16 protein-coding genes and 1 tRNA gene are annotated in these 18,190 nt (G+C 59.6%); 1 reads left to right on the forward strand and 16 read right to left on the reverse strand.

Annotated features, from left to right (window positions below; all coding sequences use genetic code 11):
- Positions 1-247: 247 nt before the first annotated feature.
- The 11 genes from AC1DUR_RS01395 to AC1DUR_RS01445 all read right to left on the reverse strand — a co-directional run bounded on the left by AC1DUR_RS01395 (position 248) and on the right by AC1DUR_RS01445 (position 11,070).
- A tRNA-Pro gene (locus tag AC1DUR_RS01395) sits at positions 248-324 on the reverse strand.
- A 35-nt stretch (positions 325-359) separates the two neighbouring features.
- Positions 360-839: a MerR family transcriptional regulator gene (locus AC1DUR_RS01400; RefSeq protein WP_477717001.1), complete on the reverse strand. Its 480-nt coding sequence runs from the start codon at positions 837-839 to the stop codon at positions 360-362.
- Between the two features lie 189 nt (positions 840-1,028).
- Positions 1,029-1,364, reverse strand: a complete 336-nt coding sequence (locus AC1DUR_RS01405; protein WP_477717002.1) for an integration host factor subunit alpha — start codon at positions 1,362-1,364, stop codon at positions 1,029-1,031.
- Between the two features lie 50 nt (positions 1,365-1,414).
- Positions 1,415-3,841 carry a phenylalanine--tRNA ligase subunit beta gene (pheT, locus tag AC1DUR_RS01410; RefSeq protein WP_477717003.1) on the reverse strand — a complete coding sequence of 809 codons (2,427 nt, stop codon included), beginning with the start codon at positions 3,839-3,841 and terminating at the stop codon, positions 1,415-1,417.
- 33 nt (positions 3,842-3,874) lie between these two features.
- Positions 3,875-4,939 (reverse strand): phenylalanine--tRNA ligase subunit alpha, encoded by a 1,065-nt coding sequence (pheS, locus tag AC1DUR_RS01415; protein ID WP_477717004.1) that lies wholly within the window; start codon positions 4,937-4,939, stop codon positions 3,875-3,877.
- 208 nt (positions 4,940-5,147) lie between these two features.
- Complete coding sequence (gene rplT / locus AC1DUR_RS01420; protein WP_011483030.1) at positions 5,148-5,507, reverse strand: 50S ribosomal protein L20; 360 nt, start codon at positions 5,505-5,507, stop codon at positions 5,148-5,150.
- 25 nt (positions 5,508-5,532) lie between these two features.
- Positions 5,533-5,736 carry a 50S ribosomal protein L35 gene (gene rpmI / locus AC1DUR_RS01425; protein WP_007870723.1) on the reverse strand — a complete coding sequence of 68 codons (204 nt, stop codon included), beginning with the start codon at positions 5,734-5,736 and terminating at the stop codon, positions 5,533-5,535.
- A 206-nt stretch (positions 5,737-5,942) separates the two neighbouring features.
- Entirely contained in the window at positions 5,943-6,542 is a 600-nt protein-coding gene (infC, locus tag AC1DUR_RS01430; protein WP_477717225.1) for a translation initiation factor IF-3, read from the reverse strand.
- Between the two features lie 105 nt (positions 6,543-6,647).
- Positions 6,648-8,555 carry a threonine--tRNA ligase gene (thrS, locus tag AC1DUR_RS01435; protein ID WP_477717005.1) on the reverse strand — a complete coding sequence of 636 codons (1,908 nt, stop codon included), beginning with the start codon at positions 8,553-8,555 and terminating at the stop codon, positions 6,648-6,650.
- 383 nt (positions 8,556-8,938) lie between these two features.
- A complete protein-coding gene (aceA, locus tag AC1DUR_RS01440; protein WP_477717006.1) occupies positions 8,939-10,258 on the reverse strand; it encodes an isocitrate lyase in 1,320 nt (439 codons plus the stop codon).
- A 332-nt stretch (positions 10,259-10,590) separates the two neighbouring features.
- A complete protein-coding gene (locus AC1DUR_RS01445; protein ID WP_477717007.1) occupies positions 10,591-11,070 on the reverse strand; it encodes a gamma-glutamylcyclotransferase family protein in 480 nt (159 codons plus the stop codon).
- A 123-nt stretch (positions 11,071-11,193) separates the two neighbouring features.
- On the opposite strand from AC1DUR_RS01445, the gene AC1DUR_RS01450 reads away from it, so the two are divergent.
- Complete coding sequence (locus AC1DUR_RS01450; protein ID WP_477717008.1) at positions 11,194-12,141, forward strand: DMT family transporter; 948 nt, start codon at positions 11,194-11,196, stop codon at positions 12,139-12,141.
- Here the strand turns inward: AC1DUR_RS01450 and AC1DUR_RS01455 are convergent.
- The 5 genes from AC1DUR_RS01455 to AC1DUR_RS01475 form a co-directional block, all read right to left on the reverse strand.
- A complete protein-coding gene (locus tag AC1DUR_RS01455; protein WP_477717009.1) occupies positions 12,086-12,964 on the reverse strand; it encodes an ABC transporter permease in 879 nt (292 codons plus the stop codon). The genes AC1DUR_RS01450 and AC1DUR_RS01455 overlap by 56 nt on opposite strands.
- Position 12,965: 1 nt before the next feature.
- Positions 12,966-13,907: an ABC transporter permease gene (locus AC1DUR_RS01460; RefSeq protein ID WP_477717010.1), complete on the reverse strand. Its 942-nt coding sequence runs from the start codon at positions 13,905-13,907 to the stop codon at positions 12,966-12,968.
- Positions 13,908-13,917: 10 nt separating this feature from the next.
- On the reverse strand, positions 13,918-15,033 hold the full coding sequence (locus tag AC1DUR_RS01465) for an ABC transporter ATP-binding protein (protein WP_477717011.1): 1,116 nt from the start codon (positions 15,031-15,033) through the stop codon (positions 13,918-13,920).
- 101 nt (positions 15,034-15,134) lie between these two features.
- Positions 15,135-16,292 (reverse strand): extracellular solute-binding protein, encoded by a 1,158-nt coding sequence (locus AC1DUR_RS01470; RefSeq protein WP_477717012.1) that lies wholly within the window; start codon positions 16,290-16,292, stop codon positions 15,135-15,137.
- A 335-nt stretch (positions 16,293-16,627) separates the two neighbouring features.
- Positions 16,628-18,148 carry a malonate--CoA ligase gene (locus AC1DUR_RS01475; RefSeq protein WP_477717013.1) on the reverse strand — a complete coding sequence of 507 codons (1,521 nt, stop codon included), beginning with the start codon at positions 18,146-18,148 and terminating at the stop codon, positions 16,628-16,630.
- Between the last annotated feature and the right edge of the window lie 42 nt (positions 18,149-18,190).

Here is an 18,190-nt window from a genome sequence, read left to right on the forward strand (position 1 = left end):
CCGGAATTGATTCGTTACCTGTCCCGGCCTAGTGTTACAGACGCAGCGCTCCCGTCAAGGACTTTCGGAATGAGAGGGCCGGGCACGGGCCGCCGGTTATCAACAACCACGCCCACTGTTCCGCTGCCGGGGTGGAGTCAATGGTGGTTGGTGGGGCTCGCGGCTGTGTGAGCCTGCAATCCCGATGAAAATTCCCAATGAAAAAGGCCTCCAGGAATTTCTCCCCGAAGGCCTCTGTCAGAACTAATGGTCGGTGTGAAAGGATTCGAACCTTCGACCCCTTGCACCCCATGCAAGTGCGCTACCAGGCTGCGCCACACACCGACAAGCCTTAAATTATAACGCGGCCCAGACGGGTTCTAACTGTTCGAGCTAAGTAGATCGCGTATTTCGAAGAGTTCGCGTCGCACCAGTTGCAGTCTTTGCAGCGCAGCGCTGGCGGTGGACAGATCGGCGTTCTCGGCTTCGCTGTCCTGAAAGTCAATAGAGTCGCCAAAATCCTCCAGCACGGAGTCGCTCACTTCGAGAACTTCCAGGCCCTCCAGCATGACTTCGCCATTGCGTCGCTTGTCACGTTCGGCTTGTACGATTTCCTGCAATTTGTTGCGGGCACCGCTGATCGTGAAGCCCTGGTCATACAGCAGATCGCGGATTCTGCGGATCATCAGCACTTCATGGTGCTGGTAATAACGGCGGTTACCGCGTCTTTTCATCGGACGCAGCTGCGTAAACTCCTGCTCCCAATAACGGAGAACATGAGGCTTGACGCCGCACAAGTCGCTAACCTCGCCAATGGTGAAGTAACGCTTTGCGGGGATGGGGGGAAGGGTTTTCTCCAATTAAATCAATGCGCTAAGGAGGAAACTTCCAAATCTACTCTAAGTGGAAAGTAAGCGCAAAGGGTTATGGCGGTTTTTTGAAATGTGTTGTTATGTCACAAACATGACATTCAGTTACAGCCCGCCTCTGTCGGCATTCTCTCCCGGAATACCGGAGTTGGCGGGACACTGACGGGGCCGTTGCCCTGACTACTCGGCAGAATCGGCAGCGCTGTCGCCCTGGATTTGGTCTTTAAGCTTGTGGCTGGCGTGAAAAGTCACTACCCGGCGGGCCTGGATGGGAATCGCCTCGCCTGTCCGCGGGTTGCGGCCGGGACGCGGCGCCTTGGTGCGGATCTGGAAATTGCCGAACCCGGAAATCTTCACATCATTGCCGTCGACCAGGCTGTCGGAAATCAGGTCAAAAAACGCGTCAATCATGTCTTTCGATTCGCGCTTGTTGAGCCCGATCTGCTCAAACAGCAACTCAGCCAGATGCGCTTTGGTCAGCGCCGGGGTTTCCAGGCTTTCAACAGAAAATTCCATGAGGCGATCCTCCAGTCGGCTATTGTTTTTGTGGCGGCTGCATGCACGCTTCAAGCACGAAGACGGGCCTGCAGTTGTTGCTGCAGATTGGCAAGCACTGCCTGGACGGCTGCTTCAATATCGTCGTCGGTCAGTGTAGCGGCATCGCTGGAAAGCACCAAGCGCACAGCGAGGCTCTTCTCGCCCAGATGCATGCCGGCACTGGCCTGCTGCGGCCGATAGACGTCAAACAGGGTCGCGCCCTTGAGCAAGCCTCGCGTGTCAGCGCCATGGACAGCGGCCATGAGGGCACTATGCGTCACACTCTCCTGCACAATGACAGCGATGTCGCGCTCTACCGGCTGCAGCTTGCTGACCGGTTTGAACGATGGCACCTGGCGCTGCAGCACGGCGTCGAGCTCCAGCTCAAACAGCAGCGGTGCCTGGGCCAACTCGTACCCTTGCCGCCATTGCGGATGGAGTTCGCCGACGAAGCCGATTTGCCGGCCCGCCACCGACACGCTGGCACAACGGCCAGGGTGCATGGCGGGGTGCACTGCAGGCGCAAAAACGGCCTGCAATGGCGCCAGCAAAGCCTCGACATCGCCCTTGATGTCGAAGAAGTCCGCCGCCTTGTCAGGTTGACCCCAATGCAGCGCGGCGCGCGGGCCATAAGCCAGGCCGGCCACTCGCATGGGCTGATGGAAGCCGGCCACCGTCGTATCGGTGTTCAGGCTTTGTGCATCGCGCAAAAACACCCGGCCCACCTCGAACACATTCACCCGGGGTGCCTTGCGGTCCAGGTTGAACTTGAGTACCTGCAACAGGGATCCCAGCAGCGAGGAGCGCATCACGCTCATCTGGCTGGCAATGGGATTGAGCAACTTGATGGGGTTGGGGTTGCCCGCCAGTTCATGCTCCCAACGCTCTTCCACAAAACTGAAATTGATCGTTTCCTGGTAGCCCAGCGAAGCCAGCGCGCGACGCACGGCAAACGGGCTGCGTTCGGCTTCCGGCCGGATCCTCGCCGTGATGGGCGCCAGCGGCGGCGTCTCGGGCAGCGCGTTGTAGCCCACCATGCGCACCACCTCTTCAATCAGGTCTTCTTCGATCTGCATGTCAAAGCGATAGCTGGGCGGCGTCACCGTCAGCGTACCCTCGCCTTGCGCCACCGGCAGGCCGAGGCGCTGAAGGGCATCGAGGCATTGCGCCTGCGTCAGCGGCATGCCGATCACCTTGGCCGCGCGCGCCACGCGCATGGTGACGGGCGCGGCCTGGGGCATGTTGACCTGCGCATCGTTCATGGGTCCGCACACCGTATCGGGCGTGCCGCAAATGTCGATGATCAGCTGGGTGATGCGCTCGATGTGTTCCACGGTCTGGCCCGGGTCCACCCCGCGCTCAAAGCGATGGCCGGCATCGGTGGAAAAGTTGTAGCGGCGTGAACGGCCGGCGATGGCCTTGGGCCACCAGAATGCGGCCTCGACATAAACATGCCGGGTGTCGTCCGACACAGCGGTCGCGTCGCCGCCCATGATGCCGGCCAGGGATTCGACCTGCGCGTCATCGGCAATCACGCCTACTTTTTCATCGACCGTGACCGTGTTGCCGTTGAGCAGCTTCAGCGTTTCGCCGGCTTTGCCCCAGCGGACGTCGAGCCCGCCATGGATCTTGTCGAGGTCAAAAATATGCGACGGCCGGCCCAACTCGAACATCACATAGTTGGAAATGTCCACCAGCGCCGTCACGCTGCGCTGGCCGCAGCGCGCCAGACGGTCCACCATCCAGGACGGGGTGGCCGCCTGGGTGTTGACGTTGCGCACGACGCGGCCCGAGAAACGGCCGCACAAATCCGGCGCACTGATTTTGACGGGTACTTGAGTCGCGTCGGCTACCGGCACGGGAGGAAATGAGGGCGCCTTGAGGGGTGCCCCCGTCAATGCCGCGACCTCACGCGCCACCCCATAGACACTCAGGCAATGGGCCAGATTGGGTGTGAGCTTGAGGGTGAACAGGGTGTCGTCGAGCCGCAGGTGCTCGCGGATGTCCTGGCCCAGCGGCGCGTCCGCGGACAGCTCGAGTAAGCCACCATGGTCTTCCGAGAGCTTGAGCTCGCGCGCGGAGCACAACATGCCCTGGCTCTCTACGCCACGCAGCTTGCCCACCTGGATCAGGAAGGGCTTGCCGTCTTCGCCGGGCGGCAATTCTGCACCGACCAGCGCGCAGGGCACCTTGATGCCTGCACGAGCATTGGGCGCACCGCAGACGATGTTCAGCAGGTTGCCCTGCCCCACATCGACCTGACAGACGCGCAGGCGGTCCGCGTTGGGATGCTGGGCGGCTTCCCTGATTTCACCCACGACGATTTTGGTGAAAGGCGGCGCCACCGGCTTGAGCTCTTCAACTTCAAGCCCGGCCATGGTCAGGGTTTCAGCGAGTTGCTGCGTATTGAGCGGCGGATTGCAAAATTCGCGCAACCAGGATTCTGGAAATTGCATGGTCTTACCTTGATTTTTTCTTGTTCTTGTATTTCAGGACTGGAACTGGGACAGGAAGCGGATATCGCCGTCAAAGAACAGGCGCAGGTCATTCACACCGTAGCGCAGCATGGTCAGGCGGTCCGGGCCCATGCCGAAGGCAAAGCCGATGTATTTTTCGGGGTCCAGCCCCATGTTTCGCACCACGTTCGGATGCACCTGGCCGGATCCGGCCACTTCCAGCCAGCGGCCGGCCAGCGGGCCGGTCTGGAACTGGATGTCGATTTCGGCGCTGGGTTCGGTGAACGGGAAAAAGCTGGGGCGAAAGCGCAGCACGAGGTCGTCGCTTTCAAAGAAGGTGCGGCAAAAATCGGTGAAGACGAACTTCAGATCCTTGAAGCTCACGTTTTCGCCTATCCACAGGCCTTCACACTGGTGGAACATCGGCGAGTGGGTAGCATCGCTGTCCACGCGGTAGGTGCGCCCCGGTGCAATGACGCGAATCTCGGGCATCCGGCCGCCCGCGTCGATGAGCGCACGGTGCTTTTTGACATGCTGGACCGCATAGCGGATCTGCATGGGGCTGGTGTGGGTGCGCAGCAAATTGGGCGCAGTTTCGGTGCCGCCTTCGACATAAAACGTGTCGTGCATGGAGCGCGCCGGATGGTCTTCCGGCGTGTTGAGCGCGGTGAAATTGAACCAGTCGGTCTCTATCTCCGGGCCCTGCGCCACGTCAAACCCCATGGAGCCGAAAATGGCCTCGATGCGCTCAAGCGTGAGTGACACCGGATGCAGCCCGCCCTGTGCGCGCTGGCGACCCGGCAGGCTCACATCCAGGGCCTCAGCCTTGAGCTGCTTTTCGAGTTCGGCATCGGCCAGAGCCTGCCGTCTATCGTTGAGCGCCGCCTCAATCGCCTGCTTGGCCAGGTTGATGGCCGCACCGCGGGATTTTTTTTCGTCCACGCTGAGGGCGGCCATGCCTTTCATCAACTCGGTGACACGGCCCGATTTACCCAGAAACTGCGCCTTGGCGTTTTCCAGGTCGGCAGGCGTGGTGGCCTGCGCAAAACTGGCTTTGGCGCTGCTGACCAGGTCGTTGAGGGCATCAGGTTGATTCATACATTCTCTTGTTCGACATAAGGAAACAGCTCAGGCGTTTTCAACAACACTCTCACCATTCAGGCAACCCGGTGAGCAAACAGGTCAGCAGGTCAGCAAGTGAGCGCTGTAGAAAAGGCCATGAAAAAGGGCCAGAGCCTTTTCAAGCTCCAGCCCTTTATTTTCGTGCGCAAGCAGCTATTTATTCAATAGCATACTGCCCTGAAAATCAGGCAGCCAGCTTGGCTTTCACCTGCTCGACGATGGCGCCGAAAGCGGCGCTGTCGTGAATGGCCATATCGGACAGAACCTTACGGTCAATCTCGATGCCGGCTTTTTTCAGGCCATTGGCGAATTGGCTGTACGTCATGCCGAATGAACGGCTGGCAGCATTGATACGGGCGATCCACAACTGGCGGAACACGCGCTTTTTGGTACGGCGGTCACGGTAGGCATATTGCCCGGCCTTCATCACCGCTTCTTTGGCGATGCGGAAGACATTACCGCGGCGGCCGCGGAAACCTTTTGCAAGGGCTAAAACTTTTTTGTGGCGGGCGCGAGCCGTTACACCACGTTTGACGCGAGGCATGTGTGTACTCCTTGTTCGTCGTTAATTAAATGCCCTGGCCTGGCAGCATCTGTGCCATGTGACCCATATTGGTCTCATGAACAGTCACCGCACCACGCAGATGGCGTTTGTTTTTGGTGGTCTTCTTGGTCAGGATGTGACGTTTGAAGGCTTGGCCGCGCTTGACGGTGCCACCAGGACGAACGCGGAAACGCTTTTTAGCGCCGCTCTTGGTCTTCATTTTGGGCATGTAAATGCTCCTTTTCATTTGTGCTCGTGAGGCGCTGCGAACCTTCCGCAGACTTGATGGCCCCGAGACACTTGTTAAGTGAAAAATCTTTCGACTTTTCACTGGCCGCAAAAGGTTTGACCCCTTCACTTTCGGAAAGCCGGCTTGCGCCTGCTTTCACCGGAACGCCACAAAGCGCCCCTTATCCTTATCTTCTGTCCGCCACCTCAGGCTGCGGACGGTGCCGGAGCCGTTTCGGCTGCCGGTTTTCCCGCACCTGGCTTCTTGCGGCCCGGCGCGATCATCATGACCATCTGCCTGCCTTCAAGCTTGGGGAACTGCTCCACCACAATCAAATCCGCCAGCTCATCGCGGATACGCGCCAACAGGGCCAAGCCCAGTTCCTGGTGCGTGATTTCCCGACCACGAAAGCGCAGGGTAATCTTGCACTTGTCGCCCTCTTCCAAAAAGCGCTTGATGTTGCGCAATTTGATGTTGTAGTCGCCATCGTCAGTGCCGGGCCGGAATTTGATTTCCTTGATCTCGATCACTTTTTGCTTGGACTTCGCTTCGGCCGCCTTCTTCTGCTCGGCGTACTTGAACTTGCCGTAATCCATCAACCTGCACACCGGCGGAACCGCCGTGGGGGAGATTTCAACAAGGTCCACGTCGGCCTCACCTGCCAGGCGCAAGGCCTCCATGATGCTGACAATGCCCAAAGGCTCGTTGTCTGGCCCGGTCAGACGCACTTCAGGGGCCATGATTTCACGGTTCAAGCGGTGCTTGCGTTCTTCACGGTGACGGCGGTCACGAAATTCAGTAGCGATGGTTCTATCCTTTAACTCTTGCTATAAAAGCTATAGCGGCTTGCGCCCGTCCTGCAATGACGAGAAGCTTTAGTGCCGGTAAATTCTGGTGAATTTTCCAGCGGCTCAGGCTTTTTGTGCGATGTCAGAGGCAATTTGCTGGGCAAACGCATCGAGAGGCATCACTCCAAGGTCTTTGTTACCCCGGGCGCGCACAGCAACGGCTCCGGCGGCCTTCTCTTTGTCACCCACGACAAGGATATAAGGCAGCTTTTGCAATGAGTGCTCCCGTATTTTATACGTAATTTTCTCATTGCGCAGATCCAGGTTGACCCTAAGCCCTTGATTTTGCAGCATTTTGGCAACTTCTCGGGCATATTCAGCCTGGGAATCGGTGATATTGAGCACTGAAACCTGAATGGGCGCCAACCAGGTTGGCAGCGCGCCGGCGTGTTCTTCGATCAAAATCCCGATAAATCGCTCCAGACTGCCCACAATCGCGCGGTGCAGCATCACCGGGCGATGGCGGGCACCATCTTCGCCCACATATTCGGCATCCAGGCGCTCCGGCATGGAGAAATCGACCTGCATGGTGCCGCACTGCCACTGGCGGCCAATCGCGTCTTTCAGCGTGTACTCAATCTTGGGACCGTAAAACGCACCCTCGCCCGGGGAAATTTCAAATTCACAGCCTGAAGCGCGCAGGCTTTCGATCAAGGCCTGCTCGGCCTTGTCCCAGCTTTCGTCGGAGCCAATACGGGCGTCGGGCCGGGTAGCGACCTTGTAGATGATGTTTTTAAAGCCGAAGTCGGTGTAGACCTTTTGCAGCAAGGTCGTGTAGTCCACGCACTCCTTGAGAATCTGCTCTTCCGTGCAGAAAATATGGCCGTCATCCTGCGTGAAGCCGCGCACCCGCATGATGCCGTGCAGCCCGCCCGAGGGTTCATTGCGGTGGCATTGGCCGAATTCACCGTAGCGCAGCGGCAGGTCGCGGTAGCTCTTGATGCCCTGCTTGAAAATCAGGATGTGGCCGGGGCAGTTCATCGGCTTGAGCGCGTACTCGCGTTTCTCGCTCTCCGTCGTGAACATGTTGTCGCGGTACTTGTCCCAGTGGCCGGTCTTCTCCCACAAGGTCTTGTCGATGACCTGCGGGCCCTTGACCTCCTGGTAGCCATTGTTCTGGTAGACCTTGCGCATGTACTGCTCCACGCCCTGCCAGACCGTCCAGCCCTTGGGATGCCAGAACACGAGGCCAGGCGCATGGTCGTCAATGTGGAACAGGTCCAGCTCCTTGCCCAGCTTGCGGTGGTCGCGCTTTTCGGCTTCCTCCAGCATGGTCAGGTACTGCTGCAGTTCGTCCTTCGTGGCCCAGGCCGTTCCGTAGACACGCTGCAGCATCTCGTTGCGATGGTCGCCGCGCCAGTAGGCGCCAGCCACCTTCATGAGCTTGAAAAATTTCAGCTTGCCGGTGCTGGGCACGTGGGGGCCGCGGCACAGGTCTTCAAACGCGCCTTCCCGGTACAGCGACACATCTTCATTGGCGGGGATGCTGGCAATGATCTCGGCCTTGTAATGCTCGCCAATGCTCTTGAAGTGCGCCACGGCTTCGTCGCGCGGCAGCACACGGCGCGTCACCTGCTCGTCTTTGGCCGCCAGCTCGGTCATGCGCTTTTCAATGGTCGCCAGGTCTTCCGGCGTGAAAGGACGCTTGTAGGCAAAGTCGTAGTAAAACCCGTTTTCAATCACCGGCCCGATCGTGACCTGCGCCTCGGGAAACAGCTCCTTGACCGCATAGGCCAGCAAGTGCGCCGTGGAATGGCGGATCAGCTCCAGCCCATCGGCATCCTTGGCGGTGATGATGGACACCGAACTGTCTTTTTCAATCAGGTAGCTTGTGTCGACCACCTTGCCATCGACCTTGCCGCCCAGGGCGGCCTTGGCCAGGCCGGTACCGATGGATGCCGCGACTTCGGCTACCGTGACGGCTTGCGGGTATTCGCGCCTGGAGGCATCGGGGAGCGTGATTTGAATCATCGGATGGGCTTTTAAAGTTAAGCGGTCAAACAAAAAGCGCGGAACTTGCCGCGCTTTGATCTGGGAGTGTGTGGATTGATGCTAATTTAATTTTTAGCTATCACTATCAGTCAGCCAGGGATGCGGGCTAGCGCCCTGGATGACTCCAGAAACAGGACGCTGTACTAGTTCGCGGTGTCATAACCCGAACTGTCCTTTCTGTTTCTTGATTGGTTAATTGCATGGCCCTATTTTACGGCAGGTCGAGCAGGCCGGTTGCGGGTCTTAAGTGCCGTCCCAGGCAAGCCGCGCCACAAAAAAGCCCGGACAGGCGGGTAAGCACTGTCCGGGCTGAAAGCTGCGCGCCAACTCCGGCAGGAGCTGTGCGCTTTTGAAGGCGTGATTTAGTGGAACTGCTCTTCTTCGGTAGAGCCGGTCAATGCGGTCACGCTGGACTTGCCGCCCTGGATCGCCGTGGTCACTTCATCGAAATAACCGGTGCCCACTTCCTGCTGGTGCGACACAAAGGTGTAGCCGCGGTCGCGCGCTGCGAACTCGGGTTCCTGCACCTTCTCGATGTAGGCCGTCATGCCGCGCTTGACGTAGTCTTGCGACAGGTCGTACATGTTGTACCACATGGAGTGAATGCCAGCCAGCGTGATGAACTGGTACTTGTAGCCCATCGCGCCGAGTTCGCGCTGGAACTTGGCGATGGTGGCATCGTCCAGGTTTTTCTTCCAGTTGAACGAAGGCGAGCAGTTGTAGGCCAGCATCTTGCCAGGGTGGACCTTGTGCACGGCATCGGCAAACTTCCTGGCGAAGTCGAGGTCTGGCGTGCCGGTTTCACACCACACCAGATCGGCGTAATGCGCATAGGCATTGGCACGGGCCACAGCCTGCTCCAGGCCCTTGCGGGTCTTGTAGAAACCTTCTGCGGTGCGCTCACCCGTCAGGAAAGGCTTGTCGATCTCGTCATAGTCGGAGGTCAGCAAGTCGGCCGCCTCGGCATCGGTGCGTGCAATCACCAGGGTAGGCACGCCGCACACGTCGGCCGCCATGCGCGCGGCGATCAGTTTCTGGCAGGACTCGCGGGTCGGCAGCAACACCTTGCCGCCCATGTGGCCGCACTTCTTGACCGAGGCAAGCTGGTCTTCCCAATGCACGCCGCCGGCACCCGCCTTGATCATGGCCTTCATCAGTTCGAAGGCATTGAGCACGCCGCCAAAGCCGGCTTCAGCGTCCGCCACGATGGGGGCGAAGTAGTCAATGTAGTCTTTCTCGCCGGCGTCAATGCCCTTGGAGTGCTGGATCTCGTCGGCACGGCGGAAGGTGTTGTTGATGGTCTCCACCACCTTGGGCACCGAGTCCACCGGGTACAGCGACTGGTCCGGGTACATCGACGAGTAGGTGTTGTTGTCAGCGGCCACCTGCCAGCCCGACAGGTAGATGGCCTTCACGCCGGCCTTGACCTGCTGCATGGCCTGGCCACCGGTGAGCGCGCCGAGGCAGTTCACGTAAGGCTCGGTGTGCAGGAGGTTCCACAGCTTTTCAGCGCCGCGCCGGGCCAGCGTGTGCTCAATCGGAAAGGACCCACGCAGGCGCACCACGTCGGCGGCGCTGTAGCCGCGCTTGATACCTTTCCAGCGCGGGTTGGTGGCCCAGTCTTTTTCCAGGGCAGATATCTGCTGGTCGCGGCTCAGTTGTTCAGTGAAGGTCTGTGGCATGGTGGGCTCCGTAGGTTGAAGAAAAGTGACTGATGACGTGGATCTACTTTAAGTCTTCTACAAGACCTTTGGAAGCTCTTATGTCTTATATAAGACAAAAATTAACTTCAATAAAATCAATGGCCTTCAGTTATTTTTCCGTATTATGAAATTTAATTTCTTGTATTGAGAAATTTTTTTGCACTGCACCAATTCAGTATTTCACATTGAAAAATGCATTTACCGGATTATGAAATTCAGCGCGCCATCGGCGATGCAAAGGCAAGGGGTATGCACCGGAGATGATTCGCCGGCCTGGCTGCCTGCCGGGCGCACCGGTCCACCGCCGTGATTCAGCGGCTGTGCCCAGCCCGATACCGCGTCCAGTCGCCACCCACAATCACCGGTTTGCCCCTGGCATGCCCGGGCGCAATTTCATAAAGAAGGCAGATCACTGTTCCGGCTACTTCCTGCTGCGACGAGGCTGGTTCATGGGTTGGTTCATGGGCAGGTTGATGGGTCGGCGGGTGGTCAAGCACCACCAGAACTTCGCGCCGGATGTACTCACCACTCTGCTGGGGCCACACTTCCTCGATTTCATCGAGTTGCCGCTCCAGCTCAGGACTGATTTCATACACCTCCCCCCACACCACGCCCTCCCCGCCCAACACCAGGCCAGGGTAGGCGCCCAGATGGTGCAGTGTGCCGGCCACGCTCGCCTGCCCGACCCATCGCGGCGCAGGCATYAGACGGTTGATATCGCGCTCTTCACCCCGGCGCAGGGTGCCGTAAACGAAGACGTGACGGACATGATGTACAGGCTGTGGCGACATGGTTGACGGATCAGGGCGGCTCAAAGTAAGGCATCATTTCAACCTGCGCATGGCCGCCAGGTCCGCGACTTAACCCGACTCGCCGCAAGGCCGGTGCAACATGCAACAGGAACCCCCAGTTTAATGAATCGCCTTGTGGCCTACACCTGCCTCGCGCTCAGCATGTCTCTCGTGGGCAGCTATGTAGCGCTTTCCAAACCCCTGGTCGCCGCCTTGCCGGTCTTCCTGCTGGCCTGGCTGCGCTTTGGCATCGGCGGTACCGCCATGCTGCACTGGCTCAAAAAACCAGCGGAAGAAACACCCATGAGCAGCCAGACCCGGCGCCTGCTCTTTCTGGAGTCTTTTCTGGGTAATTTCCTGTTTTCGATCTGCATGCTGTTTGGCGTCAGCATGACCAGCGCGGTCGCGGCAGGCGTCATCATGGCTTCCATCCCCGCTGCCGTCGCCTTGATGAGCTGGCTGTTCCTGCGTGAGCGCATTGGCCTGCGGGTGTGGAGCGCCATTGCCTGCGCGGTGATCGGCATCGGCCTGGTTTCGCTATCGAGAAATGAGCTGCCCGCGTCCGGGCATATGGGGCCAGCGGGTGATCTTTCCTCCAGAGTCTCGTGGCTGGGCAACCTGCTGCTGGTGGGTGCCGTGCTGTGCGAGGCGGCCTATGCCGTGATTGGGAAAAAACTCACCGGTGTGCTCAGCCCCAAGCGCATCACCGCGCTCATCAATCTGTGGGGCTTTGCCCTGATCACGCCGCTGGGGCTATGGATGGCCTGGAGCTTTGACTTTGCGCGCGTGGAAACGTCAAGCTGGTTGCTGCTGCTGTTTTATTCGCTGGCGGCCAGCGTGTGGACGGTGTGGTTGTGGATGACCGGGCTGAAGACCATCCCCGCCAACCAGGCCGGGGTGTTTACCGTGCTGTTGCCCGTCAGCGCTGCTGCAGTCGGCGTCGTGGTGCTGGGGGAAACACTGAACGGCCCCCAGATCGGCGCATTCGCCATCGCGCTGGCCGGCGTGGTGCTCGCTACCCTGCCCGGGCGGGGTCGGGGAAGTTCTGTTCCGGTCGAGCCGCCGCACTGATTTCACGGTCCAGCCGTTTCTGCCAGCGCATCACATAGATGCTGTACGTGATGATGCCCAGCGAAACCACGGCAATCAGGATGGTCGCTGCCGCATAGATGGACGGGTTCACGCCACGGCGCGCGTAGCTGAAAATCACCTGGGGCAAGGTCGTCACGCCCGGGCCTGACAAAAACTCCGAGATCACCACATCGTCAAATGACAGGGTGAAGGTCAACAGCCAGGCCGAGACCAGGGCCGGTGCAATATTGGGCAGGGTCACCAGGAAAAAAACCTGCATGGGCCGACATCCCAGGTCCATGGCCGCCTCCTCCAGCGAGCGGTCCATCTCGCTCAGGCGCGACTGGATCACGACCGTGGCATAAGCCATGCCGAGCAGCGTGTGGCCGGTCACGATGGTGATGAAGCCGCGGTCGGGCCAGCCCACCGTGCGCTGCACAGCCACCATCAGCAGCAGCAAAGACAGTCCAATGATGACTTCGGGCATCACCAGCGGTGCATTCACCATGCCGTAAAACAGCGTGCGCCCCGTGAAGCGCAGGTAGCGCACCAGCACAAATGCGGCAAAGCTGCCCAGCACCACCGACAGCGTGCCGGTGATCAACGCCACCTTGAGCGACAGAAAAAACCCCTCGACCAGCCGGGAGTCCGCCAGCAGGGCCTGATACCAGCGCAGTGAAAAGCCGGTGAACACGCCATCCTGCCGGGTGCTGTTGAAGGAAAAGACGATCAGGAAAAACAGCGGTATGTAAAGGAAAAGATAGACCACGCCAAGCCAGAGCCAGCCGATCTGCTTTTCCGCAAAACGCCACAGCTTTTTCATGTCAGTGCTCCCTGCCGTCACCGCGACCGCTGTTTGCGCGGTAGTAAAAGGCCAGAGGCACCAGGATGAGCAGAATCATCACGACCGCCAGGGCCGCCGCGCGCGGCCAGTTGTTGCTGCTGAACATTTCGTCCCAGACCACGCGGCCGATCATGATGTTTTCGGCGCCGCCCAGCAGCGAAGGAATGACGAACTCACCCACACTGGGAATGAAGACGAGCATGGAGCCGGCGATGATGCCGGATTTGCTCAGCGGCACGGTCACCAGCCAAAATGCCTTCCACGCGCTGGCCCCCAGGTCGTGGGCCGCTTCCAGCAGGCGGAAATCCATCTTCACCAGATTGGCATACAGCGGCAGGATCATGAACGGGCAATACACATAGGTCATGCCGACCAGCATGGACACATTGGTGTAGAGCATCACCACGGGTTCATCGATGATGCCCAACGCCAGCAGCAGGTTGTTGAGCACGCCCTGGTCCGCCAGGATGCCCTTCCAGGCATAGACACGCAGCAGGAACGAGGTCCAGAAGGGCAGCATGACCAACATCAGCAAGGCCGGGCGAATGGACGGCCGCGACCGGGCAATGAAATAGGCAAACGGATAACCGATCACCAGGCACGACAGTGTGGTGAACAAGGCGTATTTCAGGGAGGTTTCGTAGGCCTCCATGTAGATGGTGTTGCCCCATCCGGCATCGGCCCCCTGCCCTGCATCATGAAAAATGGAAACATAGTTGGTGTAGCGCAGCATGACGCGCCAGGAACCCGAGACGGCCTCCACCAACGGCGCAAAAGGATCCACGCCATTGCCCATGTCCGTCACGCTGATGCGCAGCAGGATCAGGAAAGGCAGGACAAAAAACAGCAGCAGCCAAATGTAGGGCACGCCGATGACAAAGCGCCGCCCGGGATTGAACTGGAGCCAGGAAGGGATTTTCATCGCAGCGGCTTTATTGGGTCAGCACCACCGGTGCATCGCCGTCCCACCAGAAAAAGACCGGGTCATCCCAGGTGATCGCGCTGCCTTCATGCCGCGTGGTGTTGGCTTCCGTGATCTTGACGGTGCGGCTTTGGCCGCCCTCCCCCTTCACTTCCACAATGAACGTGTTGTAGCTGCCGAAATAGGCGATTTCGCGCACCTTGCCGCTGAACAGGTTGACGGTGACGTCAGGCCGGGTTTTGGAGATGTGGACCTTCTCGGGGCGCACAGCAACGGCAACCGACATGCCCTGGGTGCCGCTGATGCCATGCCCCACGTGCACCACGCCGTACCCGGTGGTGACCTCGCAACGGTCCGCCTCGTCCAGCGTGAGCTCACCCTCCATCAAATTGACGTTGCCAATGAAGTCGGCCACAAAGCGGCAATTCGGGTGCTCGTAAATTTCCTTCGGCGTGCCCACCTGCAGCACCCGGCCGTGGCTCATGACGGCAATGCGGGAAGCCATGGCCATGGCTTCTTCCTGGTCATGGGTCACCATGACACAGGTGACGCCCACCGATTCCAGGATGTTGACGAGTTCAAACTGCGTGCGCTCCCGCAGTTTCTTGTCGAGCGCACCCAGCGGCTCATCGAGCAGCAGCAATTGAGGTTTCTTGGCCAGGCTGCGCGCCAGGGCCACGCGCTGCTGCTGGCCGCCCGAGAGCTGGTGCGGCTTGCGCTTGGCAAAAGTCTCCAGTTGCACCAGCTTGAGCATCTCCTGCACACGCGTTTCAATCTGTGCCTTGGGCATTCCCTCGCGCTTCAGGCCAAAGGCAATGTTGTCCCAGATGTTGAGGTGCGGAAACAGTGCATACGACTGGAACATCATGTTGATGGGCCGCTCGTAGGGCGGAAACGAGGCGATGTCCACCCCATCGAGGATGACCGAGCCGGAGGTCGGCTTCTCAAGGCCGGCCAGCATGCGCAGCAGCGTTGATTTTCCGCAGCCGGAACTGCCGAGCAGGGCAAAAATTTCGCCTTTATGGATGGACAGCGAGACATCGTCCACGGCCGCCACGCCGTCAAAGCGCTTGACCAGCTGGTCGGTTCTCAGATAACCGTCGCCAGGCGACGCAGATAAATTCATGAGGCGTAGTTCCGAGGTTGCAAAACCACATCAAAAAGGCTGTGCATGCTGGGTCGCATACACAGCCTGATCAGCCAGCCCAAGGGGCGTGGCCCGAAAACTCAACTACCCTTTTTGAACAGGGTGAAGACGTTGCTCATGGATTCGCGCGCTTCGTTGCTGAAGCTTGCGGGAGAGACCATTTTCTGCAGGTTGGCGGCATCGGGGAACACCGCTTTGTCCTGGGCGATTTCCGGCTTGACGTTCGCCAGGCTGGCCTTGTTGGCCGTGGCGTAGCCCAGCTCATTGGTCAGCGAAGCAGACACTTCGGGGCGCAGCGAATAGTTGATGAACGCCAACGCGTTGTTGGGGTGCTTGGCATCCTTGGGAATGGCCAGGGTGTCAAAGAAAATCAGGCCGCCGGTGCTCGGCAGCAGCGCCTGGACCTCGTTGCCGCTCTTGTTTTCAAGCGCGCGGCCGCGGGCGATGTTGATGTCCCCCGCCCAGGCCAGCGCCACACAGGCTTTGCCGCCGGCCAGGTCATCAATCATGGTGCTGGAGAACATGCGGATGTGCGGACGTACCTTGGCCAGCATGGCGGCTGCGGCCTTGTGGTCGGCCGCATCGTTCGAATAGGCGTTCTTGCCCAAATAGTGCATGGCCGGGGGAATCACCTCGGTCGGCGAATCCAGAAAGGCGATGCCGCAGGACTTGAGCTTGGCCGTATAGACCGGGTTGAACACCAATTCCCAGGCGTTTTCAGGCATGGGCGTTGAGCCCAGCGCCTTGGCAACCTTGGCTTTGTTGATGCCCACGGTGGTGAAGCTCCAGGCCCAGGGCACCAGGTAGGCGTTGCCCGGGTCAATGGTGTTCAGCTTTTCCATGATGGACGAGTCGAGGTTGCCATAGTTGCCGATCTTGGACTTGTCCAGCTTCATCAGCAGCCCGCCATCAATTTGCGGCTTGGCAAACACGGCGCCAGGCACGACGATGTCGTAACCGGTATTGCCGGCCACCAGCTTGGCGTGCAGGGCTTCGTTGTTTTCAAAGGTCTGGTAGTTGACCTTGATGCCCGTTTCCTTCTCGAAGTTCGCCACCATGTCCTTGGCGACGTAGTCCGGCCAGTTGTAGACGTTGAGTACCTTCTCCTCGGTGTTCACCGCCACAGCCGCGCTGGCCGGGGCGGCCGGCGTTGCCACTGCAGGGGCCTCCTCCTTTTTGCCGCAGGCACTCAGTGCCACTGCGGAAAAGGCAAAAATCCACAAATGCTTTCTTATCATGTCCGGGCTCCGTCAGGAAAGGTAACAACAGAAGGTAAACACACGCGGCGCTGGCGCCACAGGATGCACAGGCCAGCCAGCCGCAGATTGTATAAGAGCGGTTTGTCGGGTAAACCGCATCCGGGCCGTTCCTGGCAGCGCCGGCCCCGCTCCGGATGCCTCCGGCGTGATGCAAAAGCCGTACCAGTTGCAGCATGCCATAGCCGTCCCCCAAATACTCCACCTTCCGGTCTTCATTGCCCGGCTCAGGCTCCGCCAGTCGGGCTCACCGGCCCGCTGCACCGACCTGCCGCTGCGGCGCGACCCTCCCAATGCGGCAGCCTGAACGGGCAGTCTCAGGAAAACAGGCCTTTTTGCTGGTCGCGCAATACGTTCTTCTGGACTTTCCCCATGGTGTTGCGGGGCAGTTCGCTGGCGATGAAGCAGCGCTTGGGAATCTTGAAGTTGGCCAGCCGGGATTTCAGGCCGGCGATGATCTGGCCGGCGTCCAGCGAGACGCCAGGCTTGGGAACGACGATGGCGACACCGACCTCCCCGAAATCAGGGTGCGGCACGCCGACCAGCGCACTCTCGGCCACGCCCGGCATGTCGTTGATGTAGCCTTCAATCTCGGCCGGGTAGACGTTGTAGCCCCCACTGATGATCAGGTCCTTGCTGCGCCCGACGATGGTGATGTAGCCGCGCTCGTCAATTTTCCCCACATCGCCGGTTTTGAAGTAGCCGTCGGGCGTGAACTCTTCCTTCGTTTTCTCGGGCATGCGCCAGTAGCCCTGGAAAACATTCGGCCCCTTGACCTGAATGGCACCGATTTCGCCAACCGGCACCGGCCTGTCATCTTCGCCCTGCACCCGCAGGCTCACGCCCGGCAGCGCCAGCCCCACGGTGCCGCCGCGCCTCTCGCCGCCCTCGTACGGATTCGAGGTGAGCATGGCCGTTTCGGACATGCCGTAGCGCTCGAGAATGGTATGCCCGGTGCGCTGCTGCCACGCGTTGAAAGTTTCAATGAGCAGCGGCGCCGAACCCGCCACGAAGAGGCGCATGTTGCGGCAAGCCTCGCGATCGAGTCCCGGCTCGGCGAGCAGGCGTACATAGAGCGTGGGAACCCCCATGAACACAGTGGCCTCGGGAAGTTTTTTCACGACCAGCCGGGGGTCGAATTTGGACAGCCAGATCATCTTGCTACCGTTGATCAGCGCGCCGTGGACGGCCACAAAAAGGCCGTGCACGTGAAAGATGGGCAAGGCATGAATCAGCACATCGCCCTTCTTCCAGCCCCAGTAGTCCTTCAGGACCAGCGCATTGCTGAGCATGTTGCCATGCGACAGCATGGCACCCTTGCTGCGCCCGGTGGTGCCGCTGGTGTAGAGAATGGCCGCCAGGTCGCCCGGCTTTTTCACGGCGATGTCGTGCCGGTCGCTGCAATGCGCGGCGCGCTCCAGCAGGGAACCGGTGCGGTCGTCGTCCAGCGTGAAGACATTTTGCGTGCCCGCCTTGAAAGCGATTTTGCTGACCCAGCCGAAATTCTTGCTGCTGCACACCACGACAGCCGGCTCCGCATTGCCGATGAAGTACTCGATTTCTGCGCTCTGGTAGGCCGTGTTGAGCGGCAAAAACACATAGCCGGCACGCAGCGTCGCCAGGTAAAGCATCAGCGCTTCGACGGATTTTTCAACCTGCACCGCCACCCGGGCGCCGTCCGGCAGGCCCAGCGACTGGAGAAGGTTGGCCATCATCGCCGTGGCGCGCTCCAGGTCACGCCACGAGTAGGTCAGGCCGTTGTCGGTTTCAAGGGCCACTTCATCCAGCGAGGCGGGAAACGCGGCGCGCAGCGCAGCAAACAGGTTATGGTTTTTCATGGATCAGGCTGTCGAAGGTTGAGGATTCAAAAAGTTCAGAAA

It is taken from the genome of Polaromonas sp. P4_F4, assembly GCF_056401355.1.

What these genes read in the sequence shown, in the direction of transcription:
- AC1DUR_RS01405 (WP_477717002.1), bottom strand. Translation starts at nt 1,364, where the DNA reads ATGGAATTTTCTGTTGAAAGCCTGGAAACCCCGGCGCTGACCAAAGCG.
- pheT (WP_477717003.1), bottom strand. Translation starts at nt 3,841, where the DNA reads ATGCAATTTCCAGAATCCTGGTTGCGCGAATTTTGCAATCCGCCGCTC.
- pheS (WP_477717004.1), bottom strand. Translation starts at nt 4,939, where the DNA reads ATGAATCAACCTGATGCCCTCAACGACCTGGTCAGCAGCGCCAAAGCC.
- rplT (WP_011483030.1), bottom strand. Translation starts at nt 5,507, where the DNA reads ATGCCTCGCGTCAAACGTGGTGTAACGGCTCGCGCCCGCCACAAAAAA.
- rpmI (WP_007870723.1), bottom strand. Translation starts at nt 5,736, where the DNA reads ATGCCCAAAATGAAGACCAAGAGCGGCGCTAAAAAGCGTTTCCGCGTT.
- thrS (WP_477717005.1), bottom strand. Translation starts at nt 8,555, where the DNA reads ATGATTCAAATCACGCTCCCCGATGCCTCCAGGCGCGAATACCCGCAA.
- aceA (WP_477717006.1), bottom strand. Translation starts at nt 10,258, where the DNA reads ATGCCACAGACCTTCACTGAACAACTGAGCCGCGACCAGCAGATATCT.
- AC1DUR_RS01450 (WP_477717008.1), top strand. Translation starts at nt 11,194, where the DNA reads ATGAATCGCCTTGTGGCCTACACCTGCCTCGCGCTCAGCATGTCTCTC.
- AC1DUR_RS01455 (WP_477717009.1), bottom strand. Translation starts at nt 12,964, where the DNA reads ATGAAAAAGCTGTGGCGTTTTGCGGAAAAGCAGATCGGCTGGCTCTGG.
- AC1DUR_RS01460 (WP_477717010.1), bottom strand. Translation starts at nt 13,907, where the DNA reads ATGAAAATCCCTTCCTGGCTCCAGTTCAATCCCGGGCGGCGCTTTGTC.
- AC1DUR_RS01465 (WP_477717011.1), bottom strand. Translation starts at nt 15,033, where the DNA reads ATGAATTTATCTGCGTCGCCTGGCGACGGTTATCTGAGAACCGACCAG.
- AC1DUR_RS01470 (WP_477717012.1), bottom strand. Translation starts at nt 16,292, where the DNA reads ATGATAAGAAAGCATTTGTGGATTTTTGCCTTTTCCGCAGTGGCACTG.
- AC1DUR_RS01475 (WP_477717013.1), bottom strand. Translation starts at nt 18,148, where the DNA reads ATGAAAAACCATAACCTGTTTGCTGCGCTGCGCGCCGCGTTTCCCGCC.